Annotated in this window: 9 protein-coding genes; 4 read left to right on the top strand and 5 right to left on the bottom strand. The window is 71.0% G+C overall.

Translation table 11 applies throughout. From position 1 onward, the window contains the following. Positions 1 to 50: 50 nt before the first annotated feature. Positions 51 to 752 (bottom strand): response regulator, encoded by a 702-nt coding sequence (locus tag ACHBTE_RS32910; protein ID WP_394728874.1) that lies wholly within the window; start codon positions 750 to 752, stop codon positions 51 to 53. Continuing rightward, positions 749 to 2,620, bottom strand: coding sequence for an ATP-binding protein (locus ACHBTE_RS32905; RefSeq protein WP_394728872.1), 1,872 nt, complete (start codon positions 2,618 to 2,620; stop codon positions 749 to 751). Before ACHBTE_RS32905 ends, ACHBTE_RS32910 begins: the two co-directional genes overlap by 4 nt. A gap of 184 nt (positions 2,621 to 2,804) precedes the next feature. On the opposite strand from ACHBTE_RS32905, the gene ACHBTE_RS32900 reads away from it, so the two are divergent. The 4 genes from ACHBTE_RS32900 to ACHBTE_RS32885 all read left to right on the top strand — a co-directional run bounded on the left by ACHBTE_RS32900 (position 2,805) and on the right by ACHBTE_RS32885 (position 7,497). Further along, positions 2,805 to 4,232, top strand: coding sequence for a cation:dicarboxylate symporter family transporter (locus ACHBTE_RS32900; protein ID WP_394728969.1), 1,428 nt, complete (start codon positions 2,805 to 2,807; stop codon positions 4,230 to 4,232). Positions 4,233 to 4,342: 110 nt separating this feature from the next. Continuing rightward, positions 4,343 to 4,771, top strand: a complete 429-nt coding sequence (locus ACHBTE_RS32895; protein WP_394728870.1) for a MerR family transcriptional regulator — start codon at positions 4,343 to 4,345, stop codon at positions 4,769 to 4,771. Next, complete coding sequence (locus ACHBTE_RS32890) at positions 4,768 to 5,100, top strand: thioredoxin family protein (protein WP_394728868.1); 333 nt, start codon at positions 4,768 to 4,770, stop codon at positions 5,098 to 5,100. The genes ACHBTE_RS32895 and ACHBTE_RS32890 overlap by 4 nt, the downstream gene beginning before the upstream one ends. Positions 5,101 to 5,280: 180 nt before the next feature. Continuing rightward, positions 5,281 to 7,497, top strand: coding sequence for a HelD family protein (locus tag ACHBTE_RS32885; protein ID WP_394728967.1), 2,217 nt, complete (start codon positions 5,281 to 5,283; stop codon positions 7,495 to 7,497). A 138-nt stretch (positions 7,498 to 7,635) separates the two neighbouring features. Here the strand turns inward: ACHBTE_RS32885 and glgB are convergent, their stop codons facing one another. From glgB to treS, 3 genes are all read right to left on the bottom strand, one after another. Then, entirely contained in the window at positions 7,636 to 10,443 is a 2,808-nt protein-coding gene (gene glgB, locus ACHBTE_RS32880; protein WP_394728866.1) for a 1,4-alpha-glucan branching enzyme, read from the bottom strand. Then, the gene (locus tag ACHBTE_RS32875) at positions 10,440 to 11,903 is read right to left on the bottom strand and encodes a maltokinase (protein ID WP_394728864.1); all 1,464 of its coding nucleotides are present in this window, start codon (positions 11,901 to 11,903) and stop codon (positions 10,440 to 10,442) included. Before ACHBTE_RS32875 ends, glgB begins: the two co-directional genes overlap by 4 nt. Before the next feature lie 85 nt (positions 11,904 to 11,988). Next, positions 11,989 to 13,260: maltose alpha-D-glucosyltransferase (gene treS, locus ACHBTE_RS32870; protein ID WP_394728862.1), on the bottom strand; the 1,272-nt coding region annotated here is incomplete at its 5' end.

Raw genomic sequence — 13,260 nt, 5'->3', positions numbered from 1 at the left:
GCGGAGGATTGGGCTCGGCCGCCGTGCGCGACGGCGAGGGGGGCCTCGGGTCAGCGGCCCGGCCCCGCCCCCGGCACCCACCGGTACACCAACTCCGGCCTTCCCACCTGCCCGTAGACCGGCTCGCGCGCGGCCCTGCCCGCCTCCACCAGATGCTCCAGGTAGCGCCGGGCCGTGATCCGGGAGATCCCCACCGCCTCGGCGACCCCGGCCGCCGTGAGCCCCTCCCCGGTGTCCCGCACGGCACCGGTCACCCGCTCCAGGGTCGGTGCGCTCAACCCCTTGGGCAGCGCCGCGGGTCCGGGTGCCCGCAGCGCCGCCAGCGCACGGTCCACCTCGTCCTGGCCGCTCGCCTCTCCCACCGCGGCGTGGAACTCGGCGTACCGCACCAGCCGGTCGCGGAGCGTCGCGAACGTGAACGGCTTCAGCACGTACTGCACGACCCCCAGCGACACGCCCTCGCGCACCACGGCGAGATCCCGCGCCGACGTCACCGCGATCACGTCCGCGTGATGCCCGGCGGCCCGCAACGACCGCGCCAGCTGGAGTCCGTGCACATCCGGCAGATGCAGATCGAGCAGCAGCAGATCCACCGGCGTCCGCTCCAGCGCGCGCCTCGCTTCCGCGCCCGTGTGCGCCTTGCCGACGGCGACGAATCCCGGCACCCGTCCCACGTACATCACATGCGCGTCCGCCGCGACCGGGTCGTCCTCCACGACCAGGACGCGAATCGCCCGCTCGGCCGCCGTCATACGTCACCTCTCGAAACCGCCGCACCCTTGGAACCCCGCGAGCCCCGACCCGCGGCGCTCTCGTCCCCGGCACCCTCGCCCACGGCGCCCTCGACCACAGCCTCTTCCACAGCGCCCACCTCCACCGAGCCCTCGCCCTTCGACGCGTCCGCCCCGGCCGCCGAGGCACCCACGGCACGGTCGCCACCGGCGCCTGAACCCCCGGCATCCCTGCCTCCGGCGTTCCTGTCTCCGGCACCCCCGACCCCGGAACTCTCCCCGCCCGCCGCACTCAGCGGCAACCGCACCTCGAACTCCGCCCCGCCCCCGGCGGCCTCCGCCACCGACAGGGTCCCGTCGTGCCGGTGCGCCGCCTGCCGTACCAGCGCCAGGCCCAGCCCGCGTCCGCCCGGCCCCGCCGGCTTCGTGGAGAAGCCACGCTCGAAGACCGCTTCCATGTGCGCGGGATCCACCCCGGCCCCCGTGTCCGAGACCCTGAGCACCAGCTCCGTGCCCTGTGTGTACGCCGTCACCGTGACCCGCGCCCGGACGCTCCCCTGGGCCGCGTCCACCGCGTTGTCGATCAGGTTGCCGAGGATCGTCACCAGGTCCCGGGCGGGCAGCGACGGCGGCAGCAGCCGGTCGTCCAGCCGGCTGTCCTCCGACACCACCAGCTCCACGCCTCGCTCGTTGGCCTGTGCGGTCTTGCCCAGCAGCAGCGCCGCCAGCACCGGTTCGCTGACCGCCGCGACGACCTGGTCGGTGAGGGCCTGCGCCAGCTCCAGCTCGGCGGTCGCGAACTCCACCGCCTCCTCGGCCCGGCCGAGCTCGATCAGCGAAACCACGGTGTGCAGCCGGTTCGCCGCCTCGTGCGCCTGGGACCGCAACGCCTGGGTGAAACCCCGCTCCGAATCCAACTCGCCCATCAGGGACTGGAGTTCGGTGACATCCCGCAGTGTCACCACCGTGCCGCGCCGCTCACCGCCCGAGACCGGCGAGGTGTTCACCATCAGCACCCGCTCCGCCGCCAGGTGCACCTCGTCGACCCTGGGCTCGGAGGCCAGCAGCGCCCCGGTCAGCGGCGCCGGCAGGCCGAGCTCCGCCACCGACCGTCCCACCGCGTCACCGGCGACCCCGAGCAGCTCCCGCCCGCCGTCGTTGATCAACGCCACCCGGTGCTGCCCGTCCAGCATCAGCAGCCCCTCCCGCACCGCGTGCAACGTGGCCTGGTGATAGTCGTGCATCCGGCTCAGCTCGGCGGCGTTCATGCCGTGGGTGTGCCGGCGCAGCCGCGCGTTGATGACGTACGTGCCGACCGCGCCCAGCGCCAGCGAGCCGGCCGCCACCCCGAGCAGGGCCGTCAGCTGGTCCTGCATCCGCTTGCTGATCTCCTCGACCCGGATGCCCGCGCTGACCAGGCCGACGATCTCCCGCGCGTCCACGGGCCCGTCGTAGATCGGCACCACGGCACGGACGGACGGGCCGAGCGTGCCGGTGTACGTCTCGGAGAATGCCTCCCCGCGCAGCGCCCGCTCGGTGTGCCCGCGGAAGTGCTGGCCGATCTGTTCCGGGTCGGGGTGCGTCCAGCGGATGCCCTCGGGGTTCATGATCGTGACGAAGTCCACCTCGGTGTCGCGCTGGACCCGCAGCGCGTACGGCTGGAGCTCGGCCGTCGGATCGGAGGTGCGGATCGCCTCCCGCACGGAGGGGGCGTCGGCGATGGACTGGGCCACGGCCATGGCCTGCCGGCCGGCGGCGTCCTCGGCCTGGCGACGGTCGCTGACGTAGGTGAACACCGCGTACCCGGCGACGAGCACCGCTATCAGCACCGCCTGCATGGCGAACAGCTGCCCGGCCAGGCTCCGGGGTCTCGGGACGGGGATGCGCATGTCGTCAGTCTGCCTCCACGGCCGATTGTGAACTAAATGAACGGAAGGGTGACCGCCCTCACACGGCAGGAGATAGTCACCGCATCGCTGAACACGACCCCCGTCCCCCGGGCGTCGTCCCCGGGCTCGGGGCGCGGCACCCGCTCAGCGAACCCCCACCCCGGACGTGAGCCGCACGCCGGTGATGCCGACGAAGACGTCAAGGAGGGCAGCCGTGGCCGCCGCCAGTTCCCCCGATACGGCACCTGCCGCACCCGTCGCCAAGCGGGACCGCACGCACTACCTCTACATCGCGGTGATCATCGCGGTCGCCCTCGGCATCACCGTGGGTCTGGTCGCACCCGACTTCGCGGTCGAGCTCAAGCCCATCGGAACGGGCTTCGTAGCCCTGATCAAGATGATGATCTCGCCGATCATCTTCTGCACGATCGTGCTGGGCATCGGCTCGGTACGCAAGGCCGCCAAGGTCGGCGCCGTCGGCGGTATCGCGCTGGTCTACTTCCTCGCGATGTCGCTGGTCGCCCTCGCCATCGGCCTTGTCGTCGGCAACATCGTGGAGCCGGGCACCGGCCTCGCGGTCACCGACGCGGTGAAGGACGCCGGCCACGCACAGGTCGACACCGAGGCGATGGGCACCACCGAGTTCCTGCTCGGCATCATCCCGACCACGATCGTCTCCGCCTTCACCTCGGAGTCGGTCCTGCAGACCCTGCTCGTGGCGCTGCTCGCCGGGTTCGCGCTGCAGGCCATGGGCTCGGCCGGGGAGCCGATCCTGCGCGGTGTGCAGCACATCCAGCGGCTCGTCTTCCGCATCCTCGCCATGGTGATGTGGCTCGCGCCGATCGGTGCCTTCGGCGCCATCGCGGCCGTCACCGGCTCGGCCGGACTGGACGCGCTGAAGAGCCTCGCCGTGCTGATGCTCGGCTTCTACGTCACCTGCTTCCTGTTCGTCTTCATCGTGCTCGGCGCGCTGCTGCGGATCGTCGCGGGCCTGAACATCCTCACGCTCTTCAAGTACCTGGGCCGTGAGTTCCTGCTGATCCTGTCGACCTCGTCCTCCGAGTCCGCGCTGCCGCGCCTCATCGCGAAGATGGAGCACCTCGGGGTCAGCAAGCCGGTGGTCGGCATCACCGTCCCCACCGGCTACTCCTTCAACCTCGACGGCACCATGATCTACATGACCATGGCGTCCCTGTTCATCGCCGACGCCATGGGTACCCCGATGTCGGTGGGCGAGCAGATCCCGCTGCTGCTGTTCCTGCTGGTCGCCTCGAAGGGCGCGGCCGGTGTGACGGGCGCGGGTCTGGCCACCCTCGCGGGCGGCCTCCAGTCGCACAAGCCCGCCCTGGTGGACGGCATCGGCCTCATCGTCGGCATCGACCGGTTCATGAGCGAGGCCCGCGCCCTGACGAACTTCGCGGGTAACGCCGTGGCCACGGTCCTGATCGGGACGTGGACGAAGGAGATCGACAGGGAGAGGGTCGAGCAGGTGCTCGCCGGCCGGCTCCCGTTCGACGAGCAGACCCTCATGGACGACGAGCACGGCCACGGCCACGGTGCTCCCGCCGAGGTGCCGGAGAAGGGCGGCGAGAAGGAACTCGCCAAGGCCTGACCCTCCGGCCGTCCCACTCCGGGCGCCCGGCCCCGCCTGAACCGGGGCCGGGCGCCCGGCCATCTCACGGCCTTGCCTTGACGTCGGCGTCAAGGACTACGTTCGTCACCATGCGAATCGGCGAGCTGGCAGCACGCGCCGGGACCACGACGCGGACGCTGCGGTACTACGAGTCGCGCGGTCTGCTGCCCGCGCGACGGACCGGCAACGGCTATCGGACGTACGACGAGAGCGACCTGACGCTGCTGCGCCAGATCCGTACGCTCCAGGACTTCGGGTTCGACCTGGAGGAGACGCGGCCGTTCGTGGAGTGTCTGCGGGCCGGGCACCCGGAGGGCGACTCCTGCCCGGCGTCGCTCGCGGTCTACCGGCGCAAACTGGACGAACTCGACGCGCTGATCGGCCAGTTGCAGGGCGTGCGGGCAGAGGTCGGCGCGCAGCTGGCGCGTGCGGAGGCGGCGCGGGACGAACTGGCCGCCGATGCGCTGGTTCCGGGCGGTCCGGAGCCGTTGTGCGAACTGGGAGGGCGGGAGCTGTGATCAGGGCAGCGGGCGTGGCCGAGGTGACGGACGCGGACTTCGGGGCGGAGGTGATCGGGGCGCGGCTGCCGGTGCTGGTGGAGTTCACGGCCGACTGGTGTCCGCCGTGCCGGCAGATGGGCCCGGTGCTGAGCGCGCTCGCCGCCGAGGCGGGGGACCGCCTGAAGGTGGTGCAGCTGGACGTGGACACCAATCCGCTGACCACGAACGCGTACAAGGTGCTGTCCATGCCGACGTTCATGGTGTTCCGCGACGGTGAGGCCGTGCGGTCGATGGTGGGGGCGCGGTCCAAGCGGCGGTTGCTGGAGGAGCTGTCCGAGGTGCTCTGACCCCGCTGGAATCCCGCCCGGAATACGGAAAAATCCCTCGAGCAATTGCGCTCGGGGGATTTCTTTGCGTATATTCAATGGTTCGCGACTTCACGTCGATGAAGTCGCGGAGAAGTTCAGTGACCACAGTGTATCCGGGCGGGAGCGGAATTGTCAAACACCGAATTCCAAGACGGTGAATTGCGACGCGAGCAGGAATTCATCGACGGCCTGTACGCGCGCGTGGACGCCCTGCGCGGCGACACCGAGGCCGGTGTCACGGACGCGCTCGCCCAGGGCAACACACCGATGCAGGCCCGGCTGGAGCGGGACATCCTGGTCGCCGAGCGCTCCGGGCTGCTCGCCGCGCTGAACGCGGTGGACGGTTCGCTGTGCTTCGGCCGCATCGACCACTCCTCGGGTGCCGTCCACCACATCGGCCGGATCGGGCTGCGCACGGACGACGCCGAGCGCACCCCGATCCTCATCGACTGGCGGGCCGATGTCGCGCGCCCCTTCTACCTGGCCACCGGTCACACCCCGATGGGCATCAGACGCCGGCGGCACATCACCACCAGCGGCCGTACGGTCACCGCCCTGCACGACGAGATCCTCGACCTGGGCGACCGGGAGCGCACCGGCCACGAGGACCCGACCGGCGACGCCGTCCTGCTCGCCGCGCTCGACTCCGCCCGCACGGGCCGGATGAACGACATCGTGCAGACCATCCAGGCCGAGCAGGACGAGATCATCCGGGCGCCCCACCGCGGGGTCCTGGTCGTCGAGGGCGGCCCCGGCACCGGCAAGACCGCCGTCGCGCTGCACCGCGCCGCCTACCTCCTGTACGAGCACCGGGAACTGCTCGCCAAGCGCGCGGTCCTGATCGTCGGCCCCAACCCCGCCTTCCTCGGCTACATCGGCGAGGTGCTGCCCTCGCTCGGCGAGACCGGGGTGCTGCTCGCCACCGTCGGCGAGCTGTTCCCCGGCGTACGGGCGACGGCGTCCGACACCCGCGAGGCGGCTGCGGTGAAGGGGCGCGCCGACATGGCGGACGTGCTCGCCGAGGTCGTACGCGACTGGCAGGCCCTGCCCGACCCGGTGATCGCGATCGAGCACGACCGGGAGGTCCTGATGCTCGACGACGGCCTGGTGAAGGTGGCCCGCGAGAAGACCCGGGCCGCGCGGCTGCCGCACAACGTGGCGCGTGAGTACTTCGAGGGGCACATCCTCAACACGCTCACCGAGCTGTACGCCGAGCGGGTCGGCACCGATCCCTTCGACGGCAGCAGCCTCCTCGACCCCAGCGACATCACCCAGATCCGGGACGAGATCGCCGAGAACCCCGAAGTGTGGGCGGCCATCGACCAGTTGTGGCCGCGGCTGACCCCGCAGCGCCTGGTCGCGGACTTCCTCGCCGACCCCGTGGGTTACCTCCCGGACGAGGACGTGGCCGCGATCCGCCGTCCGGTCACGCGCACCTGGACCGTGGCGGACGTGCCGCTGCTCGACGAGGCCGCCGAACTCCTCGGCGAGGACGACCGGGTGGCCCGGGCGCGGGCCGAACGGGAACGGCGGACGCAGGTCGCCTACGCGCAGGGCGTGCTGGACGTGTCGTACGCCTCCCGGACCTATGAGTTCGAGGACAAGGACGAGGAGGACAGCGAGGTCCTCTCGGCACACGACATCATCGACGCCGAGCGCTTCGCCGAACGGCAGGAGGAGGACGACCACCGCAGCGCCGCCGAGCGTGCCGCCGCCGACCGGACCTGGGCGTTCGGGCACATCATCGTCGACGAGGCGCAGGAGCTGTCGCCGATGGCGTGGCGGCTGCTGATGCGGCGCAGCCCGACCCGCTCGATGACGCTGGTCGGCGACCCGGCGCAGACCGCGGAGGCGGCCGGTGTCGGCTCCTGGGCGAAGATCCTCGCCCCCTATGTCGAGGACCGCTGGGAGCACACCCGCCTCGGCGTCAACTACCGCACCCCGGCCGAGATCATGGAGCTGGCGGCGGCGGTCGTCCGCGCCGAGGCCCCCGGCTTCGAGCCCCCGAGTTCCGTCCGCTCCACCGGCGTACGGCCCTGGGTGCGCGCCACCGACGACCTGCCGGGCGCCGTCGCCGAGGCGGTGAAGGAGCTTACTCCCGAGGAGGGCCGGCTCGCGGTCATCGCCCCGCGCCATCTGCACCGCAAGCTGGCCGCTCGGCTGGACGGCGTGACGGCCGGCGCCGAGCCCGACCTCACACGGACCGTCGTACTCCTGGACCCGCGTCAGTCCAAGGGCCTGGAGTTCGACTCGGTCCTGGTGGTGGAGCCGGGGCTGTACGGTACGAGCGATCTGTACGTGGCGCTGACCAGGGCGACCCAGCGGTTGGGGGTGCTGCACACGGGCCGACTGCCGCGGGGGCTGCCGACTGCCTGAGCGGTTCTCGCCCCCGCCGCCCCTACCCGTCCCATCCCTGGGGGCTGGGCCCCCAGACCCCGCTATCGGCCCTGAACGGGCCTCGTCGTCGAACGCCGGACGGGCTGAGAAGCAGCCGTCCGGCGTTCGAGGAGAGAGCTAAGCCGGGCGGAGCCAGACCGTGGCCAGTGGTGGCAGTGTCAGACGGATGCTGGCCGGGCGTCCGTGCCAGCCCTGGGGCTCCGGCTTGACCGGGTCAGGGTTGGTGACACCGCTGCCGCCGTACTTCACCGCGTCGGTGTTCACCGTCTCGAGCCAGGCCGGGACGTCGTCCGGGACCCCGAGGCGATAGTCGTCGCGGACGACCGGCGACATGTTCGACACCGCGAGCAGCGGAGCACCCTCCGCGTCGAAGCGCAGGAACGCGAACACGTTGTCGTCGGCGGCGTCCCCGACCACCCACTGGAAGCCGGCCGCCTCGGTGTCCCGCTGCCAGAGGGCCGGCGTGTGCCGGTAGACCGTGTTCAGGTCGCGTACCAGGTCCCGCACACCCCGGTGGTCCGCCTCCGCCCCGTACGCCGGGTCCAGCAGCCACCAGTCCGGTCCGTGCGCCTCCGACCACTCGGCACCCTGCGCGAACTCCTGGCCCATGAAGAGGAGTTGCTTGCCGGGGTGGGCCCACATGAAGCCCAGATAGGCGCGGTGGTTCGCGCGCTGCTGCCACCAGTCGCCCGGCATCTTCGACACCAGCGACCGCTTGCCGTGCACGACCTCGTCGTGGGAGATGGGCAGGACGTAGTTCTCGCTGTACGCGTACACCATCGAGAACGTCATCTCGTTGTGGTGGTACCTGCGGTGCACCGGCTCCTTCGCCATGTACTGGAGCGAGTCGTGCATCCAGCCCATGTTCCACTTCAGTCCGAAGCCCAGGCCCCCGAAACCGCCCGGCCCGGCCGCATGCGTCGGTCGGGTCACGCCGTCCCAGGCCGTGGACTCCTCCGCGATCGTCACGACCCCCGGCACCCGCCGGTACACCGTCGCGTTCATCTCCTGGAGGAACGCCACCGCGTCCAGATTCTCCCGTCCGCCGTACTCGTTCGGCACCCACTGGCCCGGCTCGCGCGAGTAGTCCAGGTAGAGCATGGACGCCACCGCGTCCACCCGGAGCCCGTCGATATGGAACTCCTCGCACCAGTACAGGGCGTTGGCGACCAGGAAGTTGCGCACCTCGCGCCGGCCGAAGTCGAACTCCAGCGTGCCCCAGTCGGGGTGGGCGGAGCGCAGCGGGTCCTCGTGCTCGTACAGCGGACGCCCGTCGAACTCCGCCAGCGCCCAGTCGTCGCGCGGGAAGTGCGCCGGCACCCAGTCCATCAGCACGCCGATGCCGGCCTGGTGGAGGGAGTCGACCAGGTACTTGAAGTCGTCCGGGGTGCCGAGCCGGGCCGTGGGCGCGTAGAAGCCGGTGACCTGGTAACCCCAGGAGCCGCCGAAGGGGTGCTCGGCGACCGGCATCAGCTCGACATGGGTGAAGCCCAGGTCCTTGACGTAGGCCGGCAGTTGCTCAGCCAGTTGACGGTACGTCAATCCGGGGCGCCAGGAGGCCAGATGGACCTCGTAGACGGAGAACGGCGCCTCGTGCGCCGGCCGCTCCCCGCGCCGCGCCAGCCACTCGTCGTCGCCCCACTCGTGCCGCGAGGCGTGCACGATGGACGAGGTGTCGGGCGGGGCCTGCGTGCGCCGGGCCAGCGGATCGGCGCGCAGCGTCCTGGAACCGTCCGGCCGGGTGATCTCGAACTTGTACAGCTCGCCCTCGCCGATGCCGGGCACGAACAGCTCCCAGACCCCGGCACCGCCGAGCGAGCGCATCGGGTACCCCGTGCCGTCCCAGTAGTTGAAGGTGCCGGCCAGGGACACGCCGCGCGCGTTCGGCGCCCATACCGTGAAGCGGGTTCCGGTCACGCCCTGGTGCGTCATCGGCTCGGCGCCGAGCGCCCGCCACAGCTGCTCGTGCCGGCCCTCGCCGATCAGATGCAGGTCGAGCTCGCCCAGTGCGGGCAGGAAACGGTACGCGTCCTCGGTCTCCTGAACCGTCCCCTCGTACGCCACGAGCAGCCGGTAGCCCTCCGGTACGTCCCGCAGCGGCATCAGCCCCGAGAAGAACCCGTCGCCGTCGTCGTGCAGTTCGGCCCGCAGGCTGCCGGCGACGACGGTCACCGACAGGGCGTAGGGCCGGAAGGCCCGGAAGGCGACACCGCCGGGCACCGGATGCGCGCCCAGCACCGAGTGTGGGTCGTGGTGCGTGCCGCTGAGGAGACGGTCGCGGTCGGCCGCGTCCAGGGCGGGGGAGACCGCCACGGGTGCCTGCGGCGACGGCGCGGAGGGCGGCGCCGTGACGCCCTGGGCCGGGGGCTTCCTGGCGGGTGCCTGCTGCGCCGGGATCTTCTTCGCGGTGGCCTTCTGCGCGGGGATCTTCTTGGCGGCGGCCTTGCTCGCGGGCGTGCTCTTGGCGGCGGCGGCTTTGCCCGCGGGTGTGCTCTTCGCGGTCACCTTCTTCGCGGCGGCCTTCTTCTCCGCCGCCGTCTCCGCGGCCGTCTTCTTCATCGCCGACTTCTTCACTGCGGTCTTCTTCGTGGCGGTCTTTTTCGCCGCGGTCTTCTTGGCTGCGGTCTTCTTGGCTGCGGTCTTCTTGGCGGGAGCCGTCTCGGCAGCCGCCGTCCTGGCCGCGGTCTTCTTCGCCGCGGCGGGCTTCGGCACCGTCTTCTTCGCCGTCCCCTTCCGCACGGCCTCCGCGGCCTTCTCGGCAGCCTTGGTCGTCGCCTTCTTCGCGACGCCCGCCTTCTTGGCCGTGCTCTTCTCGGCGGTTTTCTCGACGCTTTTCTCGGCCCTGTCCTCGGTCGTCTCCACGGCGGGCTTCTCGGCCGTCAGTTTCGGATCCGAACCGCTGGAGGAAGTGGTGCGGGGGGTCACGGGAGGGGCCTCCTGGGCGAGGGTGGGGTTGCGGGAGCGGGGGTCGGTGCGGGAGTCGCGGGGGAGGGCGGACCGTCGTCCGCGGCGAGGCGGCGTATCGCGGACAGCGGCACCGGGAGCCAGTCGGGGCGGTGGCGGGCCTCGTAGACGACCTCGTAGATCGCCTTGTCGGTCTCGTACGCTCGCAGCAGCACCGGATCGGTCCGCGGATCGGCCCCGCTGACCTGGGCGTACCCGGAGCAGTACGCGGCCCGGCACGAGTTCGCCCAGCCGGGCACGGGCGGGTCGGCCGAGTGGGCGGCGTAGTCGAAGGAGCGCAGCATCCCGGCGACATCGCGCACCGGTGGCTGCGGCATCCGCCGCTCGGCCAGCGGCTTGGACGGCTCGCCCTCGAAGTCGATCAGCCACCACCGTCCGGCGGGCGAGCGCAGGCACTGTCCGAGGTGCAGGTCCCCATGGATGCGCTGGGCGGTCCAGGTGCACCCCTCGGCGGCCAGGTCGGCCAGCGCCTCGAAGGCCGAGCGCAGCCCGACCGCGTACGGCCGCAGCGCCGGCACCGCCTGCACGGCCGCGTCGAGCCGCTCGACCATGCCGTCGACGAGCTGCTGCACCTGGGTGTGCCCCAGCGTCGCCGTCGGCAGCGTGCGGGCCAGCGCCAGATGCACCTCGGCCGTCGCGCGCCCGAGCGCCCGGGCCGCGGCGGCGAAGTCCTCACCCTTGGCCAGCTCGCGCAACGCCAGCTCCCAGCCGTCCGTCGCGCCCTGGACGAACGGCTGGAGCACGCCCAGGACATACGACTCCCCGGCCAGCTCCGCCCGCATCCACGCGGTCGGCGCCGGCACCCGGTCGCAGCCCTCGCGGGCCAGGGCCAACGGCAGCTCCAGATCCGGGTTGACGCCGGGCACGACTCGGCGCAACAGCTTCAGAATGAACGTATCGCCGTAGACGACCGACGAGTTGGACTGCTCGGACGTGACCAGACGCGGCACCAGAGCCGACCGGATCTCCCGGCCCTCGTCCCGGTCGAACCGCAGCCCGCCGATCCGGGCCCCGGTGCGCAGCGCCTCGAGGAGCAGCTCGGCGGGGCGGACGTCGTACAGGGCGTCGTACACCGTGCGTCCGGCGAGCGGGCCCTCGGTCACATGTCCGATCAGCGCGGGCGCCAGCCGGGGAGGCAGCGCCTCGCGCTCACCTATCAGGAGCTGGTAGCAGTCAGCGGGCTGCTCGGCGGCGCCCGGCGTGGGCGAGAGCGGCTGATGGGCGCGCACCAGCAGGTGGTACAGGCCCAGCTTGCCCCCGGGCGGCAGCAGCTCGGTGGCCGCCACCAGTGAGAACCCGGTGACCGGACGCCCCTTGCCGGCGAACCACCGCTGGCGTGGCAGCCACTCCCGCAGCAGCGGATCCAGCGACGGAAGAAATCCGGGCGAGTTCGTAAAGGTACGGGTGACGGCTTCCGACATGGCGTCGCGTCCTTTCCCCGGGCCGTTCGGGGTGATACTGATGCGTGCCCCGGGCGGGGCGGAGGAAACCGCCCCGCCCGGGGTCTCAGGCGGCTTCCTTGCGCAGCCGGAACCAGTAGAAGCCGTGCCCGCCCAGGGTCAGCAAGTACGGCAGTTCTCCGATGGCCGGGAATCGCACCCCGCCGAACAGCTCGACCGGATGTCGCCCGTTGAACCGTCGCAGATCCAGTTCCGTCGGCTGTGCGAACCGGGAGAAGTTGTTCACGCACAGGACGAGATCGTCCTCGTATTCCCGCAGGAACGCGATCACGGCCGGATTCGACGAGGGGAGTTCCGTGTAGGAACCGAGTCCGAAAGCCGGGTTCTGCTTGCGGATCTCGATCATGCGGCGGGTCCAGTGCAGCAGTGAGGACGGCGACGACATCGACGCCTCGACATTCGTCACCTGGTAGCCGTAGACCGGGTCCATGATCGTGGGCAGGAATAGCCGGCCCGGATCACTCGACGAGAAACCGGCGTTGCGGTCCGGCGTCCACTGCATGGGGGTGCGCACGGCGTCACGGTCGCCGAGCCAGATGTTGTCGCCCATGCCGATCTCGTCGCCGTAGTAGAGGATCGGCGAGCCCGGGAGCGCGAGGAGCAGCGCGGTGAACAGCTCGATCTGGTTGCGGTCGTTGTCGAGCAGCGGGGCCAGACGCCTGCGGATGCCGATGTTGGCGCGCATACGCGGGTCCTTGGCATATTCCGCGTACATGTAGTCGCGCTCTTCGTCGGTGACCATCTCCAGGGTCAGCTCGTCGTGGTTGCGCAGGAAGATGCCCCACTGGCAGCCGGAGGGGATGGCCGGGGTCTTGGCGAGGATTTCCGAGACCGGATAGCGCGATTCCCTGCGCACGGCCATGAAGATCCGCGGCATGACCGGGAAGTGGAAGGCCATGTGGCACTCGTCGCCGCCGCTTTGGAAGTCGCCGAAGTAGTCGACGACGTCCTCCGGCCACTGGTTGGCCTCAGCCAGCAGCACCGTGTCCGGATAGTGCGCGTCGATCTCCTTGCGCACCCGTTTCAGAAACTCGTGCGTCGCGGGAAGGTTCTCGCAGTTCGTGCCTTCCTCGGCGTACAGGTAGGGCACCGCGTCGAGCCGGAAGCCGTCGATTCCCAGGTCCAGCCAGAACCTCAGCGCGGAAAGGATCTCCTCCTGCACGACCGGGTTCTCGTAGTTCAGATCCGGCTGGTGGGAGAAGAAGCGGTGGAAGAAGTACTGCTTGCGCACCGGATCGAAGGTCCAGTTGGAGACCTCGGTGTCGACGAAGATGATGCGGGCGTCGCCAAAGGCTTTGTCGTCGTCGGCCCAGACGTA

The sequence above is a fragment of the Streptomyces sp. M41 genome (genome assembly GCF_043673425.1).
Classification (GTDB): Bacteria; Actinomycetota; Actinomycetes; order Streptomycetales; family Streptomycetaceae; genus Streptomyces.
Note: the sequence above shows the minus strand (reverse complement) of the source record. Positions and strands in the feature narration are given on the sequence as shown.

Coding starts and splice junctions, on each gene's coding strand:
- ACHBTE_RS32905 (WP_394728872.1), bottom strand. CDS start 2,620: ATGCGCATCCCCGTCCCGAGACCCCGGAGCCTGGCCGGGCAGCTGTTC.
- ACHBTE_RS32900 (WP_394728969.1), top strand. CDS start 2,805: ATGCCGACGAAGACGTCAAGGAGGGCAGCCGTGGCCGCCGCCAGTTCC.
- ACHBTE_RS32875 (WP_394728864.1), bottom strand. CDS start 11,903: ATGTCGGAAGCCGTCACCCGTACCTTTACGAACTCGCCCGGATTTCTT.
- ACHBTE_RS32910 (WP_394728874.1), bottom strand. CDS start 752: ATGACGGCGGCCGAGCGGGCGATTCGCGTCCTGGTCGTGGAGGACGAC.
- ACHBTE_RS32895 (WP_394728870.1), top strand. CDS start 4,343: ATGCGAATCGGCGAGCTGGCAGCACGCGCCGGGACCACGACGCGGACG.